Origin of the sequence: Pontibacter sp. HSC-36F09 (assembly GCF_024171605.1) — a bacterium.
Lineage (GTDB): Bacteria > Bacteroidota > Bacteroidia > Cytophagales > Hymenobacteraceae > Pontibacter.
The window spans coordinates 221,123-239,884 of the sequence record NZ_JALKAA010000004.1 but is presented as its reverse complement, the minus strand read 5'-3'; the positions used below and the strand labels follow the sequence as shown (position 1 = coordinate 239,884).

The 18,762-nt window shown below is 50.7% G+C and carries 13 protein-coding genes; 4 read left to right on the top strand and 9 right to left on the bottom strand.

Annotated elements, in window-relative coordinates:
* The first annotated feature begins 171 nt into the window (after positions 1-171).
* Positions 172-2,793, top strand: coding sequence for a PA14 domain-containing protein (locus tag L1278_RS13980; protein WP_253405452.1), 2,622 nt, complete (start codon positions 172-174; stop codon positions 2,791-2,793).
* Between the two features lie 292 nt (positions 2,794-3,085).
* On the opposite strand, the gene L1278_RS13975 is transcribed toward L1278_RS13980, so the two are convergent.
* Together L1278_RS13975 and L1278_RS13970 are read right to left on the bottom strand one after the other, a co-directional pair.
* Entirely contained in the window at positions 3,086-3,562 is a 477-nt protein-coding gene (locus tag L1278_RS13975; protein ID WP_253405450.1) for a hypothetical protein, read from the bottom strand.
* 343 nt (positions 3,563-3,905) lie between these two features.
* Positions 3,906-6,254, bottom strand: a complete 2,349-nt coding sequence (locus tag L1278_RS13970) for a LamG-like jellyroll fold domain-containing protein (protein WP_253405449.1) — start codon at positions 6,252-6,254, stop codon at positions 3,906-3,908.
* Between the two features lie 608 nt (positions 6,255-6,862).
* Here L1278_RS13970 and L1278_RS13965 point away from each other — a divergent pair.
* The 3 genes from L1278_RS13965 to L1278_RS13955 all read left to right on the top strand — a co-directional run bounded on the left by L1278_RS13965 (position 6,863) and on the right by L1278_RS13955 (position 10,769).
* Positions 6,863-8,341 carry an MBOAT family protein gene (locus tag L1278_RS13965; RefSeq protein ID WP_253405445.1) on the top strand — a complete coding sequence of 493 codons (1,479 nt, stop codon included), beginning with the start codon at positions 6,863-6,865 and terminating at the stop codon, positions 8,339-8,341.
* Complete coding sequence (locus L1278_RS13960; protein ID WP_253405443.1) at positions 8,342-9,466, top strand: hypothetical protein; 1,125 nt, start codon at positions 8,342-8,344, stop codon at positions 9,464-9,466.
* Between the two features lie 61 nt (positions 9,467-9,527).
* Positions 9,528-10,769: a DUF563 domain-containing protein gene (locus L1278_RS13955; RefSeq protein WP_253405442.1), complete on the top strand. Its 1,242-nt coding sequence runs from the start codon at positions 9,528-9,530 to the stop codon at positions 10,767-10,769.
* Positions 10,770-10,778: 9 nt separating this feature from the next.
* Here the strand turns inward: L1278_RS13955 and L1278_RS13950 are convergent, their stop codons facing one another.
* The 7 genes from L1278_RS13950 to L1278_RS13920 all read right to left on the bottom strand — a co-directional run bounded on the left by L1278_RS13950 (position 10,779) and on the right by L1278_RS13920 (position 18,692).
* Entirely contained in the window at positions 10,779-11,993 is a 1,215-nt protein-coding gene (locus L1278_RS13950; protein WP_253405440.1) for a glycosyltransferase family 4 protein, read from the bottom strand.
* A 203-nt stretch (positions 11,994-12,196) separates the two neighbouring features.
* A complete protein-coding gene (locus L1278_RS13945; protein WP_253405438.1) occupies positions 12,197-13,543 on the bottom strand; it encodes an NAD(P)H-dependent oxidoreductase in 1,347 nt (448 codons plus the stop codon).
* A gap of 31 nt (positions 13,544-13,574) precedes the next feature.
* Positions 13,575-14,126 carry a dTDP-4-dehydrorhamnose 3,5-epimerase gene (rfbC, locus tag L1278_RS13940; protein WP_253405436.1) on the bottom strand — a complete coding sequence of 184 codons (552 nt, stop codon included), beginning with the start codon at positions 14,124-14,126 and terminating at the stop codon, positions 13,575-13,577.
* A gap of 61 nt (positions 14,127-14,187) precedes the next feature.
* A complete protein-coding gene (gene rfbG / locus L1278_RS13935) occupies positions 14,188-15,294 on the bottom strand; it encodes a CDP-glucose 4,6-dehydratase (RefSeq protein WP_253405433.1) in 1,107 nt (368 codons plus the stop codon).
* 77 nt (positions 15,295-15,371) lie between these two features.
* Positions 15,372-16,172 carry a glucose-1-phosphate cytidylyltransferase gene (gene rfbF, locus L1278_RS13930; protein ID WP_253405432.1) on the bottom strand — a complete coding sequence of 267 codons (801 nt, stop codon included), beginning with the start codon at positions 16,170-16,172 and terminating at the stop codon, positions 15,372-15,374.
* Between the two features lie 299 nt (positions 16,173-16,471).
* Positions 16,472-17,290: a WecB/TagA/CpsF family glycosyltransferase gene (locus tag L1278_RS13925; RefSeq protein WP_253405431.1), complete on the bottom strand. Its 819-nt coding sequence runs from the start codon at positions 17,288-17,290 to the stop codon at positions 16,472-16,474.
* A gap of 7 nt (positions 17,291-17,297) precedes the next feature.
* Positions 17,298-18,692 (bottom strand): undecaprenyl-phosphate glucose phosphotransferase, encoded by a 1,395-nt coding sequence (locus L1278_RS13920; RefSeq protein WP_253405430.1) that lies wholly within the window; start codon positions 18,690-18,692, stop codon positions 17,298-17,300.
* Positions 18,693-18,762 lie beyond the last annotated feature (70 nt).

Below are 18,762 nucleotides of genomic sequence, written 5' to 3'. Positions count from 1 at the left end.
TACTTATATTTGCAACAACTTATATATGAAGATAGTCGCAAGGATCTACCAAGCTTAGTATTTTCATAAAAAGCAACAGGCAGTACATCTGCTTCTGTATCAGAAAACAGGAACAAGCCTAGTGCCTTATAAGGAGTACATTTTTTAATTTTTCAACTTTTAGCCAAAAAGATGAATACAATTTCCACTCAGGAGACTAAGTGGACGGGGACAACTCTGTCTGCTTTTATCCTCACACTCGTAGCCTTTCTGTTCTCGACGGGTTTCGTTAACGCCCAGACTTATAGCGGGCCATTAGTAATCACAAAAGGAGGTACTTACACAGGCAACTGGGAATCAAGAGATTCTGAGGTAGCTGCTGTCGATGTTCGTACTTCTGAACCTGTAACTATCGTTAATTCGAACATTCGTGGTGCCGGTTATCTGATCAAAAGCTGGGGCTATGCCGCCAACATCACCGTAAAAAACACAAAAGGCTACGGCCTTACCCCTACTCCTTTCAGGGATTACAAGAAACCACGTCGTTTCTTAACTGTAAACAACTTCAAGAACGTTATTGTAGAGAACTGCTACCTGGAAGGTACAGCCGGCATTTATGTGGGCACGCGCTATGAAGGTGACGGATCTACTAACAACACGGTAAAAATACGCTACAACAAGGCCAAGAACATTGACGGACGTGTATACGGTGGTCAGCGTGAGCACTCGCAGTTCGCTCAGTTCAACTACCGTGGTAACCTGCCACATGCCGAAATTGCCTGGAATGAAATCATCAACGAGCCAAACAATTCGTTGGTAGAAGATAACATCAACCTGTCGAACTCACGCGGTACTTCCGGTTCTCCAATCCGTATCCACAACAACTACATCCAGGGCGCTTATCCAATCCCTGCTACAGAAACTAAATTCTCAGGTGGTGGTATTATTGCTGACTCATGGTACCAGGATGGTATGGGTGATCCGGCTGGGGTAGCTACTGCTCACGTGAAGGTATACGACAACCAGACTGTAAACATCGGTAACTACAACTATGCTATTGCAGGCGGTAACAACATCGAGGTATACAACAACCGTGGTATAAACTCCGGCTTATTTGACGATGGCACGCGTGTTAACACACACAACGTAGGTCTGTACGGATACGATTACTATAAGAAAGGCGCAACTTTCAATGCAGTAATGCGCAACAACGTTACCGGCGTAATGAGCCAGGGCAACTTATTCGACAAGAACTACTTCCCTGATGGACTGGTTAAAAACGAGAACAACCCTTACGTTGGCGGTAACATCACGAAGCAGCACGAAAAGAACGAATATACTGCCTGGTTGAATAAACTTAGCAGCAATGGCATTGTACTAGGCCCTAACGGTTCAGCTCCGGTTACCTCACCTACACAGCCAGTACAGGATCCGGTAGCTACTGCACCTGCTGAGCAGACGCCAACCTCAGGAACTACTGGTACGACAACAGGTACTACTGGTACTGGTAAGATAACACGCGATTACTGGTCAAATGTGCACGGCTCAACGGTGAGCGTGATCCCAGTGAACACAAAGCCTGCCTCGACTACTGAGCTGACTTCATTCGAAGCGCCAGGCGGCCAGGGCAACAACTACGGCCAGCGCATCCGCGGCTACGTGACGGCCCCTGTTTCAGGCCAATACACCTTCTGGATCGCTGCCGACGACGCGGCTGAGCTATACCTGAGCACTTCGGAGGACCCAACCAAGAAGACCAGAATCGCCCTTTCCAGCACCTGGACCAACCCGCGTGAGTGGACCAAGACCAGCGGTCAGCAGTCGGCCAAGATCACCCTGGAAGCCGGCAAGCGCTACTACATCGAGGCGCTGATGCTGCAGGGCGGCGGCGGCGACAACCTGGCCGTGGGCTGGCAGTTGCCGAACGGCACGCTGGAGCGTCCGATCGCTGCAAATAGATTGTCTCAGATGGGAAGCACTGCTCCTGTGGCAACAGTAACAGCACCTACTGCAACGACAACACCTGTAGGCAAGATCACACGCGATTACTGGTCAAATGTGCACGGCTCAACGGTGAGCGTGATCCCAGTGAACACAAAGCCTGCCTCGACTACTGAGCTGACTTCATTCGAAGCGCCAGGCGGCCAGGGCAACAACTACGGCCAGCGCATCCGCGGCTACGTGACGGCCCCTGTTTCAGGCCAATACACCTTCTGGATCGCTGCCGACGACGCGGCTGAGCTATACCTGAGCACTTCGGAGGACCCAACCAAGAAGACCAGAATCGCCCTTTCCAGCACCTGGACCAACCCGCGTGAGTGGACCAAGACCAGCGGTCAGCAGTCGGCCAAGATCACCCTGGAAGCCGGCAAGCGCTACTACATCGAGGCGCTGATGCTGCAGGGCGGCGGCGGCGACAACCTGGCCGTGGGCTGGCAGTTGCCGAACGGCACGCTGGAGCGTCCGATCGCTGCAAATAGATTGTCTCCAATCGAGTCTCTGACTGCGTCTTCTTCGTCAGCACTTACTGCTGAGACAACTGATACAAACATCAGCTTCGAAAAAGTAAGCGCATACCCTAACCCATTCAACGATGTGGTAACACTCGACCTGGGCAAAGAGGAGATCAAGCTGCAGGAAGTTGTTATCCTGGACCAGGCTGGTACAGTGGTATACAAAGAAGAAAACCTGAAGGTAGAGAACAACAAGCTGGTGATGAACCTGGCTGCTACCGGACTAAGAGCAGGTCTGTACTTCCTGAAGTATACTGACAACGCCGGCAAAAGCGCTACAATCAAGCTGATCAAAGAGTAAGTGTATCTTACAAAAAGGATCTTCCTGGGTTGATCAAGGGACAGAAACAATAGACTACTAGGCTTGGCCAATGCCAGCCGGATAATAAAAAGCGGTGCAGGAGTTTTCCTGCACCGCTTTTCTGTTCTATAGCAGCTCTATACCCGATCAGCAGAAAGTCTTAGGACCGAATATAAGGTTCTCAGAAGTTATATTCATGACCCCATTTTAGGTAATACAGCGACTGTATACCTGAAACCGGAGGTTTCCCTTTATCCTAGCATACCTGAAGATCAGGATACGTCATTCGCTACTAGTTTTTGCGAACGAATTTCCAGGTATACACCCCTTTTTGAGATGTTGTCTTCTCCGCATCCGGTGCCTCTTCCGGGAAACCGGCATATGGTTTTTCTTCTGTCCAAGTCATATCTGAACCTGAGATAGAGCTAACAGTGTACTTTCCCCTATCGCTACCTCGCTGCAATTCAATTATAGTCGAATCGTTAGGGTCTGGGAAACTGTAATTCATTACTTCTGGCTGACTTCCTGGCGCTGTAACAGTTAACTGTTTGCCGTTAAAGCTAAAGACCGTCTGATACTGAACTGAGTCAGTGAACATAACCTCATTTTGATCTGAATAGTAAACTCTTTTGATCTGTGTGTTGGTCCAGTCGCCACGCATCTTCGCATCAATTTCTGAAACTGGTGGCTCCAACTTTTCATCTTTGTCCTTGTCGCATGAAGTAAGGAAGAGCGCGAAAAGTATTGGAATTATAAATAGTTTTTTCATAAAATAATACAATTAAATTTAGTAAAGGAATCTGAAACCTAATGATCGGGTGTTTATCTGGCGGAGAGTATTCGATGTTTTTCAAGCATAGTACGAGCTATAATTAGTAGGGTTTATCAAAAAACTGACATCTACAAAATTTTATATATAAACACCTTATATTCAATAAATTATTGAATATAATTTAAATTTATAGCCTGCTCGTATACCTAAAATCAGAGCAAGTCTCCTGACGCCGCAGGATAGTTATCGCCGGCTTTACATGACTGTACTTCAGTCTCGCCCGGTATTCGTCATGCAGCATCGTCTAGGCCTTGTTCTTTATGCTTTCAGTTCAATTGCACTAACGGGCCACCACGAGCTTACGGTTAAGGGTTTTGTTACTACCAGCCACTGTCAGGTTATAGATGCCAGGTTTTAAGTTTGCCCCGACCGGCAACGTCAGGTATAGTTCACCAAGCTCATCTGTCCGTACCTGCCGGCTAAACACTTGTCTTCCGGAAGCGTCCGTTATCATAAAGGTCACATCTTCGCTCTCTTTCAGATTGGCAACCTCGATTGTCAATTCATCTCCTACTGCGGCCGGATTCGGATACACCCTGAACGAGGAAGCAGCTGGCGAGCGGTCCTGTACCAGGATGATATTGGAGTAGGTAGCGGTTCCATCCAGACGAACCAGCCGGAGTCTGTAATAACCCTGTTCTTTGAGTGGTTTTTCGTCCGTAAAGGTATAGTCAAGGGCAGCCGTAGTGGTGCCCGAGGCTTTCACCTGGCCGATGGCGGTGAAATTCTCACCATCCTCAGATCGCTCTATTTCAAAGTAATTCGTTTCCAGCTCATAAAGGGTTCTCCAGTCCAGCAGAACGGTTTTCTGGTTGAAGCCCTCGCCATCTGCGTAGCGTCCTTTAAAGTTCAGGATGCCTGTCAGGTTATTGTACACTTCTACGAAGCGCTCTCTTATTTCTTCTGCCGTCAGCGCTCTGCCAAAGAGTTTTACTTCATCCAGGTCACCTTCGTAGTGGTAACTGTTAAGCAGACTCGCATTGAAGTAGCCAATGTTAACAGGCGACCGGCTACTAAATCCAAAATCATACACGAAGTTGCCGGCGGCAATTTGCTCACCATCCACATACAGCCTGGTAGCCCCGGAACTGCCATCCCGCACCGCCACGAGTTGGTGCCAGCCTCCGTCATTCAGCTTGGGGCCGCTGGAGCTGATAAGATTTCCTTTAAACTCGATGTCTGGCAGGTAAAAAGCAGCTTTTCGGTTTTGGTCGAGTCCCAGCCACCACTGCGAAGGCGAGTCCGTGGCATGGCGCCCGATCAGAACCTGATTCTGGGCTTCACTACTACCTTCTTTGGTATCGGTGCGGAGCCATAGCTCGATCGTAAAGGTTTCATTCGCTTTCCAGTCAAAGTTAGGACTGCCGATTACATCAAGCCCCGTGTCCTTTCCATTAAAACGCTGTCCCCCTTCTACTGCACCTTTCACGGAGGAAGGACGGCTTCTTGCCTGGGCAACTGCATCAATCGGCGTATACACGTCCCGGTAATTAGGGCCTGAATTTTCATTCAGCTTCCAGTGGTGCAGTATCCCGATGCTCTCTTCCGTGGCGGCTCTTACCTCGACTTGAAAGCGTTGCGGGGCGCTCTCGCCTTGGCTGTTATTGGCTTTCACCTCCACTGCGAAGCTTCCGGCGGCTTGAGGCACCCAGGAGATGAGACCCGTACCCGCGTTGATGGTCATGCCGGACGGGCCTGATATTAGGATGTACCGAGGGGCGGGTTTGCCAGCGGCATTCACATCGTACTTATATTGCTGGTTGACTGTGCTAAACGTAATGGGCGTCGATACGATCTCGGGGCTGATGTCTTCAGGTCCGCAGTAATTGCCTGCTCCGTGATTGTAGCGGTCACGCGTTGCCTGTTCGGACAAATTGGTGTCATAGACCAGCAGTTCGTCAATTATGCCGTCAAAATAATACTTCGAGTCAATATCAATGTACCCGATTGTGACAGGGCTGGATGACTCCATACTGCCGCGGTATTCTCTTATTTCGGTCCTCCTGTCGTCTACCCGAAACCCATCTACATACAGTTTGGTAATCTGGGGGCCACCTTCACGAACTACTGCCAGGTGGTGCCACTTGCCATCGAACAAATTGACAGCTTTCAGGTAGTCCTTCATGGTATGTGGGGCGCCATAATTATCCTGCATGTCAAAAACAGCATACCCCTCCGGGTCCACCCCCAGCCACCATGCCGTCAGACCATCACTCGATTTGCGACCAACGATTACCTGATTGGATGACTTGCGGTTTACCTTCACCCATACCTCGAGCGTAAAATTATGATTGGGTCCCCATTGGAATTTTTCTATCTCACTGAATTGAAGGCCACTGGAACCGTTGAAACTTTGCCCACCCCCAAAGCGACTAACAGTTGGGGCAGGACAGCCTGTACAGATGGCACTGGCGCTGGTTATGTAATCTGTGTAGCTGCCGGCCACTTTTTCGTCAAACCCGAAGTGATGCACCAAACCGGGAGGGCAGTTCGTCTGAGCCTGCGCCACATCCTGAGCTGCTAAACCCAGCAGCATGCTAAGTGCACCTGCCAGGGCTATTTTGCGCTTACCGCCCCAAGGGTATAAAGAAAGGTACCGGAAAATGTACCTGAAAGAAGATGCTATCATATAAGCTCACTAAGTATCTGTATCACGGCATTTAATAAATGCTCGCTACTTTGATTTGGGTTGTATTAGGGTCTCGTTTAGGGCTGAACAGCTGTTGTTCTACTTAAAATACTAATTCGCAATACTGCATGTCCTTTACGGAGAGTATAGGACTACTGTTGTATTAGAGTACAATAATATTACGCCGTAGCGGCTCAGATGTTCGGCTTTGCAGCATACTTAAATTGTCCACAAAGCAACGGGCATATAAAAAGGTACTGGCAAGGAATATAGCGGCCAAAAATTGAGGAATACAGATCTGATAACATAACCTGCCTGGCACACGACGGCGCAGCCGAATAGCAGATAAGCCGGTCAATGCAATTTTTTCATTTACCTAACAGCCATTTCAGACAAGATGCGTATAGAAAGCTGCACAATTAGAATTAGTCTAAGGCGCCTCTACTGCCGGTAAAATATATATCGAAATCCTAAACCTTTTGACCCGACACTAAATATAATAGGGGAAAATGCCTGCTGGTTTCATCTGTCACAAGTCAGGGACGGGTTGAAAGCAGACAAACGGCATAGGACTACACGCTTCTCTCGATCCATAACAGCGTCTGCGTATGTTATTCAACTCTACTGAATTTTTCATATTCTTCCCGGTAGTAGTCACGCTCTACTTTTTGACACCCCCGAACCGAAGATGGCTCATTCTGCTGCTAGCCAGTTACTACTTCTACGCCTCGTGGCGGCCCGCCTATACCCTGATCCTGATCGGGTCGACCCTGATTGATTATTTCTGCGGTCGTGCCATGGGCAGGTATGGCGATGAGGAAAAACACAAACGCAAGCCCTACCTCTGGCTCTCGCTGTTCTCTAACCTGAGCATACTCGGCTTATTCAAGTATTACAATTTCTTTAACGACAGCGCACGGGAGGTGGCCTCGGCCCTGAACATGAGCTATGCCATGCCGGCTTTTGAGCTGCTGCTGCCGATGGGTATCTCCTTCTATACCTTCCAGACCATGAGTTACTCGATCGACGTGTACCACGGGCGCATTAAGGCAGAGCGGCATCTGGGCATCTTTGCGCTGTTTGTCACCTTTTTTCCGCAGCTGGTGGCTGGCCCTATTGAGCGGGCGGGGAACCTGATCGGACAACTCAAAGTGAAGCATGAGTTCAGCTACGAGCATGTTGTGGCTGGTTTGCGGCGTATGGGCTGGGGATTTTTCAAGAAGATCATGATCGCGGATAACCTGGCCCTGATGGTTAACCAGGTATACAACAACCCAACCGACTACGAGGGCATCACGCTGATCATCGCCACTGTTTTTTTCGCCTTTCAGATCTATTGCGACTTCTCGGGCTACTCTGATATCGCCATCGGGGCGGCGCAGGTGATGGGTTTCCGGCTGATGGAGAACTTCCGCAGGCCTTACTTTTCTAAGAGCATCTCTGAGTTCTGGAGCCGCTGGCATATTTCTCTCTCGTCCTGGTTTCGTGACTACCTCTACATTCCGCTGGGCGGCAACCGGGTGGTAAAGTGGCGCTGGTATTACAACCTGTTCATTACGTTTTTGGTGAGCGGGCTGTGGCACGGCGCTAACTGGACATTTGTGGTTTGGGGTGCATTGCACGGCTTTTACCTGGTGTTTGCTATCGTGACGGCCAGTCAGCGAAATGCCCTAGCCAGATCGCTGGGCCTTATGAAAAGCCCGCTGTTCTACAAATGGGTACAGGTGCTGAACGTGTTTGCGCTGGTGCTTTTCTCATGGGTGTTTTTCCGGGCCAACTCTATCGGGGAGGCCTTTTACATACTGCAAAGCAGCGTGACAGGTATAGGCAACGTCCGGCAGATGCTGGCAGGTATAGACCTGCAGCATATTCTGTTCATGGACCAGGGCTTTAAGGTATTCGCCGTGTCTGTTGTCTCGATCATGATTATGGAAACGGTGCACCTCATACAGCGGCACGGCAGCGTATCGCAGCTCATTGGCCAAAAACCCGCCGTGGTACGCTGGGGACTTTATTATGCCGCCATACTTGCGGTGCTGCTTTTCGGACAGTTCGGACAGCAGGAGTTTATCTATTTTCAGTTCTAGATGGCACACGAAACAAATAACAACGAGGTAAAAAGGCTTCTCAGGAAACTAGCGCTGCTCGTGCTGCCGTTCGTGCTGTGGCCCATTATAGAGGCTGTTGTGCTGCCGATGGACACCTTCACCTTCCGGGTATGGGAAACCATTTCGGTGAAAAGTGTGCGCCTGTTGTCTGGCCCTTTTTACCCGAACATGCACCTGCGCATGGAGGAAGAGGGCGAACTGGCCCCGCGCACCCCCTATGCCGAAAAGAAGCAGGTCGAGTGGTACACCGACCCTTACGGCTACCGCAACCGCGACACCCAAGCCGAGGTGCTGTTGATCGGGGACTCCAACATCACCGGGGCCAAGCTCTCGCAGGAAGAAACGCTGGCCGAAGTACTGGAAGGGGAACTTGGAAAAGAAGTATACTCCTTTGCTCCCGCTACCGTCAACCGTTTTCTGGGCACGAGGCGTTTCGAGGAAAATCCACCTGAGATGGTGGTGGTTTCGAGCATTGAGCGCCGTATACCTGAGCTGCCCGCCGTGGGTGCCACAGGTATAGGCAACAAGCTCCGCGACCGGACAGGCGCCATCATCAACTCGTCAAAAGTGCTGACCTGGCTAGCCGTGACGGCAGACCGCATTTCGAAGCTGGCGCTCTACCACCGCACCCTGGCTAACATTGAGCGGAAGTTTGGCAAAAAGCAGTACATCCAGTACCAAAACGAATTTTTCATGGAAGGCGAGTACGCCAACCGCTCCTTCACCGACGAAGAAATAAAACAGATTGCCGATGTGTTGGAAGGCTACAAACATGCGCTGGCAGAACGCGGTATACCCTTCGTGTTCATGCCTATACCTAACAAAGAGAACATTTACCATCAACTACTACCATCGGCGCGTAAACCGGACTTTCTGCCCCGGCTTGTGGCTGAGCTCCAAAGCAGAAACGTAACAGTGGTGGACACGCAAGGCACGTTCGAACACCTGTATCAAAACGAAAAGAAGAAGCTGTATCCTGCCGACGACGGGCACTGGAACAACATAGCGGTGGCGGCTGCCGCTAGCCTGCTGGCGCAACATTTGCAGCAGGCAGATGACAGCACTGAGCTCAACACCCGGCACCTGGTGAAACAGCTGGATTAATGGTACAACACAGCCAAATTTGAATTACAAACGTATAGCAACTATTACTCACCTTATATATATGAAACCAAAGGTATTTTACGATAAATCTACCAAACGTCTGAAAAAGATTCTTGGACGTATCATCCCCCATAACACCCGATTCAGACCTATTGGCGTTTGCCAGATTAACAAAGGTGGTCAGACTGACTGCCCCACATCCGAGGTGAAGGTGCATAGCATCTACCCTAACCTGACCACCCCGCTCGAGATATCAGAGGACCTCTACAAGGCCTGCTCCGACTACTGGAAGCCGATGCGCAGCGTCACCACCGACTACGTTGTGGCAGAGGTGCCCAACGGACGCATCTACACAGACAATGAGAGCAGCGTGGCGATCGTATCGCAGCAGAACCGCATCATAGAAAATGTATCGCTTAGTCTGGTGGATGGCAAAGTGGTAAGTGCCGCTAAGAATAATATCTTTACCCAGAGTTATTTCCAGGCGCCTACCCGCTTTCAGGGCACAGTGTTCAGCATGCTGACCGGTGGCGCAGGACTCAACAACATCGGCCACTGGTTTATGGATGTGCTGCCGCGCCTGCACCTGCTCCGCGAAAGCGGCCTTTACAACGAAGTAGACTGGTTTTTGGTGCCCAGCACACGCTACAGTTATCAAACCGAGACGCTGGAACTGCTGGGTATACCTGCCGAGAAGATCATCACATCGATAGAATACCATCACCTCACCGCTGATCGTATCATCGCCTCCACCGCGCCGCGCGGAAACCATACCCTGGTGCCGCGTTGGCTGGGCAAGTACATCCGCGACTCCTTCCTGCCTTTGGTACAGCATGAAATCTTACCTGCATCTGAGCGGGTACCTTACCTGTACATCAGCCGCAGCGACTCGGCTATGCGCAATGTACTGAATGAAAAGGAACTGCTGGAGGCCTTGGAACCCTATAATTTTAAGTCGATCGTTTCGAGTAAGTATAGCATTCTCGAGAAGATCCGGATGTTTTCACAGGCCAAAGTGGTGGTATCGGCTACAGGTGCCGGCCTGATCAGTATGTTCTTCTGCAAGCCGGGCTCCAAGATCATTGAGATCTTCCACGAAGGGTTTGTGATAGAGCCTTTCTATGATATCGCCACTAAAATAGACCTGGACTACGATTACATCATCTGCAAAGGTGACAAGCCGGTGCACAATGCCGACGAAGGCCAGCGCCAGCACTTGCTAGTAGACACCAATCAGGTAGTGGAGATCCTTGAGAAAATGCGAAAGAGTTCGGGAAAGAAAAGTAGTGTGGAAACGGTTTAGAACCTGTTTCTAGGAAAGATTTGCCTCTGCGACTTCGGTTGCAGGGGCTTTTTTCTTTTTAGACCTGATCACATCCTCATATATGGAGACGAGCATGCGGTAATTCGCCTCCGGGGTGTATTGCGTTTCATAGCGCTGCCGGGCGGCTATACCTAAACGCTGCGCCAAGTCCTGATCGTGCAGCAGCATACGCACTTTTTCGGCCAACTCAGCGGGCTGCCCGGGGGTATAGTGCAGACCGTTTATACCATCTTCGACCAGCTGTTCCGCTCCGCCTATTTTGGCGGCTATGGCCGGTGTGCCAGTCGAGAAAGCCTCGATGATGGTCATGCCGAATGTCTCCATCCATTCCGAAGGAAATATAAGCGCTTTGGCAGTTTTCAGCTCCTGCTCCACCCTGTTCAGTTTCTGGTAGCCTAAATATTCTACATTCGGATAGTTTGCGGCATGCCGTTCCACTTCTTCGCGCATGGAGCCATCCCCTATTATTTTAAGCTTAAAAGGATACAGTTCCGTTGCCTTCAGGAGTGTGCCGATCCCTTTCTCCGGAGACAGCCTTCCGACAAAAAGAAAGTGGTCCCCTCTTTCTGCTACACTCAGACCAAGGTCAGCCGTGAAGTTCGGTTTCACAACCAGCTGCTCTCGTGTGGGTTTGAGAGAGGAATTGAAAAACAGATCGCTGCCCCCTTGTGTGAGCGTGATGAATCGATCCACTTTGTGCTGCCAGGTACCCAGTAGTTTGTGCACACCTGTGGCCAGCACGACGGATGCCGTTTGAAACATGGAGTTTCTGTAGGCTTTGTCCAGTATGGCTTGTAGCGGAAAAGCCTTGTGCACGTTCTCCATGTGGGTGCGGCCGTTATAGTGCAGGTAGGCGCTTGGGCAGATCAGCCGGTAGTTGTGCAGGGTCATTACAACAGGCACACCCAATTTATGAGCGACATCAAACACAGCAGGCGAAATCAGGGGGAAAAAGTTGTGCACGTGGATGATGTCCGGCTGAAATTCATTGATTTTATCCTTCAGCATGCGGGCGCTTTTGGTATTGTATACCACACCGAGCGCAGCACCAAGCTTTTCAGTGACCGAGTTTACATCTTCGTTAGAGAGCGTGAATTTAGCCACCGTATGCCCATGATTTTCAAGTAAAGCCGCCTCTGCATAGAAAACGGTGTCTTCGCCAGCGGAAATTTTATAATGGTTGTGAACTTGAAGAATGCGCATGTAAAGGGTGAGTTAAATCAATGATTCTGTTACTGTAAAGAATTAAAATCGCGTCCGCTCCAAGGTATAGCCCTATACCTACGAGATACGTGTATACCTGATCGCCTGTTGGCAGAAGCATATCCATCATGCAAAATCCCGACTGGGTCAGGTATGGCCCGGGCGGGATTTTGCATGATGCCGTATTTTATAAACCTGAGGGTTTAGGCGATCGCAGTTGTGTTGGGTGATTGTGCTTTGTTCTCCGCAAAAGCAGAAGCGAAATACAGGCGCTGCTCTTCCCGTAGCTTGTCGATGGTTCGGCCTTCCGGTAGAATCACATCATCATAAGTGAGCACCTGGTCCTTCGGAATGTCGCGTTTGAGCACACAGCTTTCGGCTATACCCATTGGTAGCAGGTTCTCGCGTTCTGTCACATCGGCGTTTTCGCACAAACCGTAGGTCATGTAGTGGCCGATGCCATCGATGGTCTCACCAGCTTTTAAATCTTTTTTAGCGGCGGTCACTACTTCCACATAAGGTCGATCAAGCGGTGTGAGAGCAGCGTCCTGGAAGAGCACGGCTCTGGCGATGGTGAGCGGTACTTCGAGGTGGCAGAGGTGGTACGGGGTATAGAAACAGTACAGTGGACCCTCGCCCATTTTGTAATAGTTGAGGTAATGCTGCTGCCGCGGATTGTCCTGCGTAGCAAGGACAAACACGCCGCCGGCCGGCTCGGCTATACCTACCACGTAGTCCACAATGCCGGGTCCATTGGTGAGTTCTTCCAGTGGGAACAGATTCACCGACTCCCGGATATTGGCTCCTTGGGGTGCATATGGCCCCAGCATGCCGCGCTTGGCCACGCGCATACCTGTTCCGTTCGCCACAATGGCCTGCTCAAAGGAAATCTTGGTACCATCTGCAAAGGAAGTGACCATGGCAGGGTTCTGTCCCCAGCGCTTGGCAAAACCCTCCTGCGTAGTCGGGTTTCTGTAAGGGTCATGCAGACCTTTGATGTTGCCGCAAAGCACGGGCTTCATGCCGATGGATTTCACGTAGCGGTACAGGTTCATGATCACACCGGGCTGGTCGCCGTCCACATTCGTGAACACGACGCCCGCCTTGTCAGCGTATACCTTCAAAATCGGACCAACCGTACCGTCTACTTCTGCATCCATCATGATGGTGTGCTTGCCGTTACGGATGGCCTCCAGTGCCACCTGCGCCCCGAATTCCACAGCACCGGTTACTTCAAGAATAGCGTCTATACCTTCGGCGCGACACAAAATCATCGGGTCGTTAGTAATGCTATACCTGCCCTTTCGGATGTTTTCCTGCAGGGCCTCCACAGAATCAACTTCCTGCACGTCGGCTATACCCGCCTCGTTGTACGTTTCACGGGCACGGTCAATGGTTCGGTTTGAAATCGCCACCAATTCCATACCTGGCACATGGTTTTTTATTTGCAACGCCACACCCTTGGCCATAAAGCCGGCTCCTACCATCCCCACTCGGACAGGCCTACCTTCGGCTTCTCGTTTGGCTAATGCGGTATCTATAATGATCATAAGTTTCTTTCCAATTAATTGTTGCTATACCTTAAAGAGCGGACTCTTCAGGTATGGTCTCTAGCAAAGGATGGTTCTGGTCTTTCTCCGAGATGATCTGTGGCTCCATCGGCCACTCAATATTGAAAGCCGGGTCGTTCCAGCGATGGCCACGCTCTGCTCCCGCCGCATAAAAGGCCGTTACCTGGTACATTACATCGGAGTTGTCCTCCAGCGTGAGGTAGCCGTGCGCGAATCCTTCCGGCACATAAAGCATGCGGTAATTGTCAGCAGTCAGTTCTACGCCTATCCATTGCTTATACGTTTCAGAGTCCGGACGCAGGTCTACAATCACATCGTAAATAGCACCTCGGGTACAGCGCACCAGTTTGGTTTCGGCGTGCGGGGCCAGTTGCATGTGCATGCCGCGAAGGGTACCCTTTTTGTAATTATAACTTACATTCGCCTGCACCAGGTTGGTGTTCAGCTCATGCTCCTCAAACTCCTGCTGGCAATAGGCACGGCCGAAGAAGCCACGCTCGTCCTCCAGCTTTTTGATGTCGATGATGTAGGCGCCTTTTAGCTTGGTTTCTGTAAAGATCATGTGTGTTGATGTATTTGAGAACACCTGCAAAGGGCTGCCTTGCAGGTGTCTGTCGTTTAGATTAGGATGGCAGGTATACGGGTTGTTCTTCTCCCAGGTATTCGGCAATCTGGCCCAGCGTAAATTCTTTGATGTCGGTTATACCTTCGTGGTAAGTCTTATACCAGCCGATGGTGCGCTCAATGGCCTGCGCTGAGTTGTACTTCGGCGTCCAGCCCAACTCTACCAGCGCTTTGCTAATGTCAAGTTTGAGCAGACCGGCTTCGTGTGGCTGGTTCTTGAGCTCCGGCTTGTCGTAGCTGCCTGAGCCCCATACCTGTAAGGCTTTTTGCACCAAATCCTCCACCGGACTGTTGTCGCCGGCCTGTGGACCGAAGTTCCAGGCACCCCCAAAGGCTTTCGGATCTTCCGCCATTTTAGCACCAAGCAAGAGGTAACCGCCCAGCGGCTCCAATACGTGCTGCCACGGACGCACCGCATTCGGGTTGCGCACCGTCACCGGCTCTCCTACCCGCAGCGCCCGCACAATATCCGGTATAATACGATCCTTGGCCCAATCGCCACCACCGATCACGTTACCGGCACGCGTGCTGGCAATCGCTTTCTGATGATTGTCGTAGGCCTCCGGGTGGAAGAACGAGCGGGTGTAGGACGAGATCACCAGCTCTGCACAGGCCTTGCTGGCGCTATATGGATCGTAGCCACCCAGTTGATCGCTTTCGCGGTAAGGGTATACCCATTCCTTGTTCTCGTATACCTTATCCGTCGTGATCAATACTACCGTGCAGGGCTTCTCGAGTAAACGCACGGCATCCAGCACATGGGCCGTACCGATGGCGTTCACGGCAAAAGTCTCCGACGGAAACTCGTAGGAAAGACGCACCAGCGGCTGCGCGGCCAAGTGGAAGATAAAGTCCGGTTGAAAGCGTAAGACTGCTTGTTCCACGGCTTCTTTGTCACGGATATCGGCAATCACGGAGTCGCACAGGCTGTCGCCGTCCATCAGGTGGTACAGGTCTTCGTCGGTTTCAGGTGCAAGCGCGTAGCCCATCACCTCAGCGCCCAGGGAATGCAGCATTTGCAACATCCAGGAGCCCTTGAAGCCAGTATGGCCCGTCAGAAATACTTTTTTATTTTGATAGGTTTGCTGCAGAAATTCTCTCTTCATCAGCTTATGTTTCGCTAAAAGGTCAGGTATAGGATATGTTATACGCAGGCGCAAACATTACGTATACCTACGGCCGTTTAGGCATTTACGGGTTGGTTTTTGATTACATTATACCATGGCGCATTGCCAGCCTGAATTAATTCCTCCAGGTAGTTTTTGTCTCGCAGGGTGTCCATTGGTTGCCAGAAGCCGGTGTGCTTGAAAGCCGACATCTCGCCTTCGCGCGCCAGTCGCTCCATCGGCTCGCGCTCCCAGGTGGTGTGGTCACCGTCGATATAATCAATCACGGATGGTTCCAGCACAAAGAAGCCGCCGTTGATCCAGGGCTGCTCGCCGCCTTCCGGCTTTTCCTGGAAGTGGCGCACATGCGTGTCTTCACCGGAAAGCGTGAAAACGCCGAAACGACCCGGCTGCTGCACAGCGGTCAAGGTAGCCTTGGTGCCCTGCTGCCGGTGGAAGGCAATAGAGGCGCTGATGTCGACGTCGCTCACGCCGTCGCCATAGGTCAGGCAGAAGGTTTCATCGCCAATGTAGTCGCGTACGCGCTTCAGACGGCCGCCCGTCAAAGTGCCTTCACCCGTGTCCACGAGCGTCACTTTCCACGATTCTGTTTTGTTCTGGTGCACCTCCATGCTGTTGTTGTTCATATCGAAGGTCACGTCGGAGTTATAGAGGAAGTAGTTGGCGAAATACTCTTTGATCATGTGACCTTTGTAGCCGCAGCAGATCACAAAGTCGTTGATGCCGTGGGCCGAGTATATTTTCATGATATGCCAGAGGATGGGTTTTCCGCCGATCTCCACCATGGGCTTCGGCCTGATGCCACTCTCCTCACTGATGCGGGTTCCGTATCCGCCTGCCAGTATTACAGCTTTCATTAATTTCTAAGGGTTTGGGTTGAATTTATATTTAAATCTGTCATCTATACGACAATTGCTATATTTTGATTTTGATAATGTTATTTTTCTGAAGGCGGCAAATTAGCTACCTGATAGTCAGGACCTCACATGTTATAACACGCCTCAGCCGGTATCCTCCCGTTCTTATACCTGCATTTGGCGGATAGGTTGGACCTTTGCCGAGTATCCTCCAAAAAGCGCCATTTTGAAAATCGGGAAGATCGAATGAAAAAAATGCGCTGCGGGCTTCTATACCTGCACAGCGCATTTTTTGTTGGCTAGCTTACCGTAACGGTGGTGGCTTTGCTATGTTTATCTTTTGGAAAGAGTGCATCTTTCAGGGTCAGGTATACGAAGGTGCTGTTGGTGACGAGGTAGCGCTTCCAGAGCCGCTTTGGCTCCTGGTACAGCCGGTACGTCCACTCCAGCGACAGGTCACGCGCCCACTTCGGCAATCGCTTCTCCAGACCAGCGTACGTCATGTAGGCCTGGCCTACGCCCAGCATACACGCTTTCACGCGACCTTTGTGCTCAGCCATCCAGCGCTCCTGCTTCGGGCAACCCAAGGCAACAAACACCAGGTCAGCTCCTGTGTCGTTGATCATATCCACGATCGACTGGTCCTCAGCCTCAGTCAGTTGGCGGAAAGGCGGCGAGTAATGGCCCGCTATTTTGATGTTAGGGTGCTTCGCCTTGGCTGTGGCGACTACAGCCTCCAGCACATCGTTTGTAGAGCCGTAGAAGAAAACCGACTTGCCTCTAGCAGCAGCCTCTTCAATCAGGCGCGGCATCAGGTCCATACCCGGCACGCGGTCCTGCTGGTGGCCGTACTTCAGCTTCATCAGTTTCGACAAAGGCCCTCCGTCCGGCGAGGCCACATCTGCCTCGTTTAAAATTTTATTGAATCCCGGATCCTGAGAAGCCTCTACCAGCATATGCACATTGGCAAAGCACACATAAGAAGAGTCTCTGTTTTCGGTCATCCAGAAGACCTGCTCCACAAATTCATCGAAGCGGCCAGTAGTAATGTAGGAATTCAGTAAGCGACGCTTCTGCTGCAGGGGTGCTGCCGTTCTGCGTAGGGTGCTTGGTTCCATTATATCGTTAGTATGCATTTTTCTCGCCTTTCACCATGTTCCACACGGTCAGGAAAATGATTTTCATGTCCATCATGAAGCTCCAGTTCTCCATGTATTTTACATCGTACTCCACACGCTTCTCCATCAGGTGCACTTCTTTGGTTTCGCCGCGGTAGCCGCTCACTTGCGCATACCCTGTGATACCCGGTGTTACGAAGTGACGCATTTTGTACTTATTGATCACTTTTGAGTAGTGGTCCAGCTGCGACACCAGGTTTGGACGCGGTCCCACTACGGACATATCGCCGAGCAGTACGTTGAAGAATTGCGGCAGTTCGTCCAGGTTAGACTTACGCAGGAATGCTCCTATTCTAGTAATGCGCGGGTCTCCTTTTGTCGCCTGCAACTCCGTGTTGTTATTCACACGCATGGTTCTGAACTTGTAGCACACAAACAGGCGGTTCTTTTTACCAGGACGCAGCTGTTTGAAGAAGATCGGACCCGGCGAGCTAATCTTGATAGCCAGTGCAATGATTGGCATCACGATCGGGAACAGCAGCAGGATAACGGCAGAAGAGAAGGCAATGTCAAATACGCGCTTCGCAACACGGTTGGTCACTTGCTCCAGTGGCTCTTTGCGCACACTGATCATTGGGATGTTCTGGTAGAAGTACATATTCACTTCACGCTGCACAATGGCGCTGAAATCAGGCACAATACGGAAGTAGATGAAGTTCTCGTCAGCAAACTCTGTCAGCTCGTCGATGTGCTCTTTGTCGTTTACAGGCAAGGTATAGTATACCTCGTCGATGTTATTTTGAAGGCAAAACTCCTGCAGGTCAGACACATTGCCTTTTACCATGCTGCTGTGCTTGCTCAATTCATCGGCTTTATCTGAAAAGAAGCCCATAAACTTGCGGCCCGGTGCTTCGTCGTTGCTGAAGGTCTGGTGCAGGTTAATGGCGGCCGGTCCCATCCCTACGATCACATAGCGGCTGTAGGCCATATCTGATTTGGAGAAGTAGCGCTGGGCCAGGAAAAGAACCACGCGGCTAACACCGATCAGCAGTGCTGTAAACAGGTAGGTATACAGCAGCAACAGACGAGACAGATGCTCCAGGTTGAAGATTACGATACAGCTGGCCAGGATCACGGCGTGTATCGCAAAGGCATTCAACAGGTTGCCCGTCTTTCTGCCCACTGGCAGGAAACCGTCGACTCTGAAAACAAAGTTCTTGAACCCTGATACGATCCACCACACAAGCGCAAAAAGCACAAAGAAGATACTGTATTGATGGGTGAGTTCCAGATCGCCGTATCTGAAAAGGTTTGAAAGCTTAAATGCGAAAGCTATCAGCGTAATGTCTAGTATTAATAAGATTATTCTATTAAAACTATTATAGTGTCTGTATTTGTGCATAACCTGTAATTGTACTTATTGAATCATAATTCCCTTTTTCCCTAAATTGACCTTCTAACGCCTCTCGCCT

Bases quoted from the DNA above. Each gene is read 5' to 3' on its own strand.
- L1278_RS13960 (WP_253405443.1), top strand. From the start codon at position 8,342: ATGGCACACGAAACAAATAACAACGAGGTAAAAAGGCTTCTCAGGAAA.
- rfbF (WP_253405432.1), bottom strand. From the start codon at position 16,172: ATGAAAGCTGTAATACTGGCAGGCGGATACGGAACCCGCATCAGTGAG.
- L1278_RS13955 (WP_253405442.1), top strand. From the start codon at position 9,528: ATGAAACCAAAGGTATTTTACGATAAATCTACCAAACGTCTGAAAAAG.
- rfbG (WP_253405433.1), bottom strand. From the start codon at position 15,294: ATGAAGAGAGAATTTCTGCAGCAAACCTATCAAAATAAAAAAGTATTT.
- L1278_RS13925 (WP_253405431.1), bottom strand. From the start codon at position 17,290: ATGGAACCAAGCACCCTACGCAGAACGGCAGCACCCCTGCAGCAGAAG.
- L1278_RS13920 (WP_253405430.1), bottom strand. From the start codon at position 18,692: ATGCACAAATACAGACACTATAATAGTTTTAATAGAATAATCTTATTA.
- L1278_RS13945 (WP_253405438.1), bottom strand. From the start codon at position 13,543: ATGATCATTATAGATACCGCATTAGCCAAACGAGAAGCCGAAGGTAGG.
- L1278_RS13950 (WP_253405440.1), bottom strand. From the start codon at position 11,993: ATGCGCATTCTTCAAGTTCACAACCATTATAAAATTTCCGCTGGCGAA.
- L1278_RS13975 (WP_253405450.1), bottom strand. From the start codon at position 3,562: ATGAAAAAACTATTTATAATTCCAATACTTTTCGCGCTCTTCCTTACT.
- L1278_RS13965 (WP_253405445.1), top strand. From the start codon at position 6,863: ATGTTATTCAACTCTACTGAATTTTTCATATTCTTCCCGGTAGTAGTC.
- rfbC (WP_253405436.1), bottom strand. From the start codon at position 14,126: ATGATCTTTACAGAAACCAAGCTAAAAGGCGCCTACATCATCGACATC.
- L1278_RS13970 (WP_253405449.1), bottom strand. From the start codon at position 6,254: ATGATAGCATCTTCTTTCAGGTACATTTTCCGGTACCTTTCTTTATAC.
- L1278_RS13980 (WP_253405452.1), top strand. From the start codon at position 172: ATGAATACAATTTCCACTCAGGAGACTAAGTGGACGGGGACAACTCTG.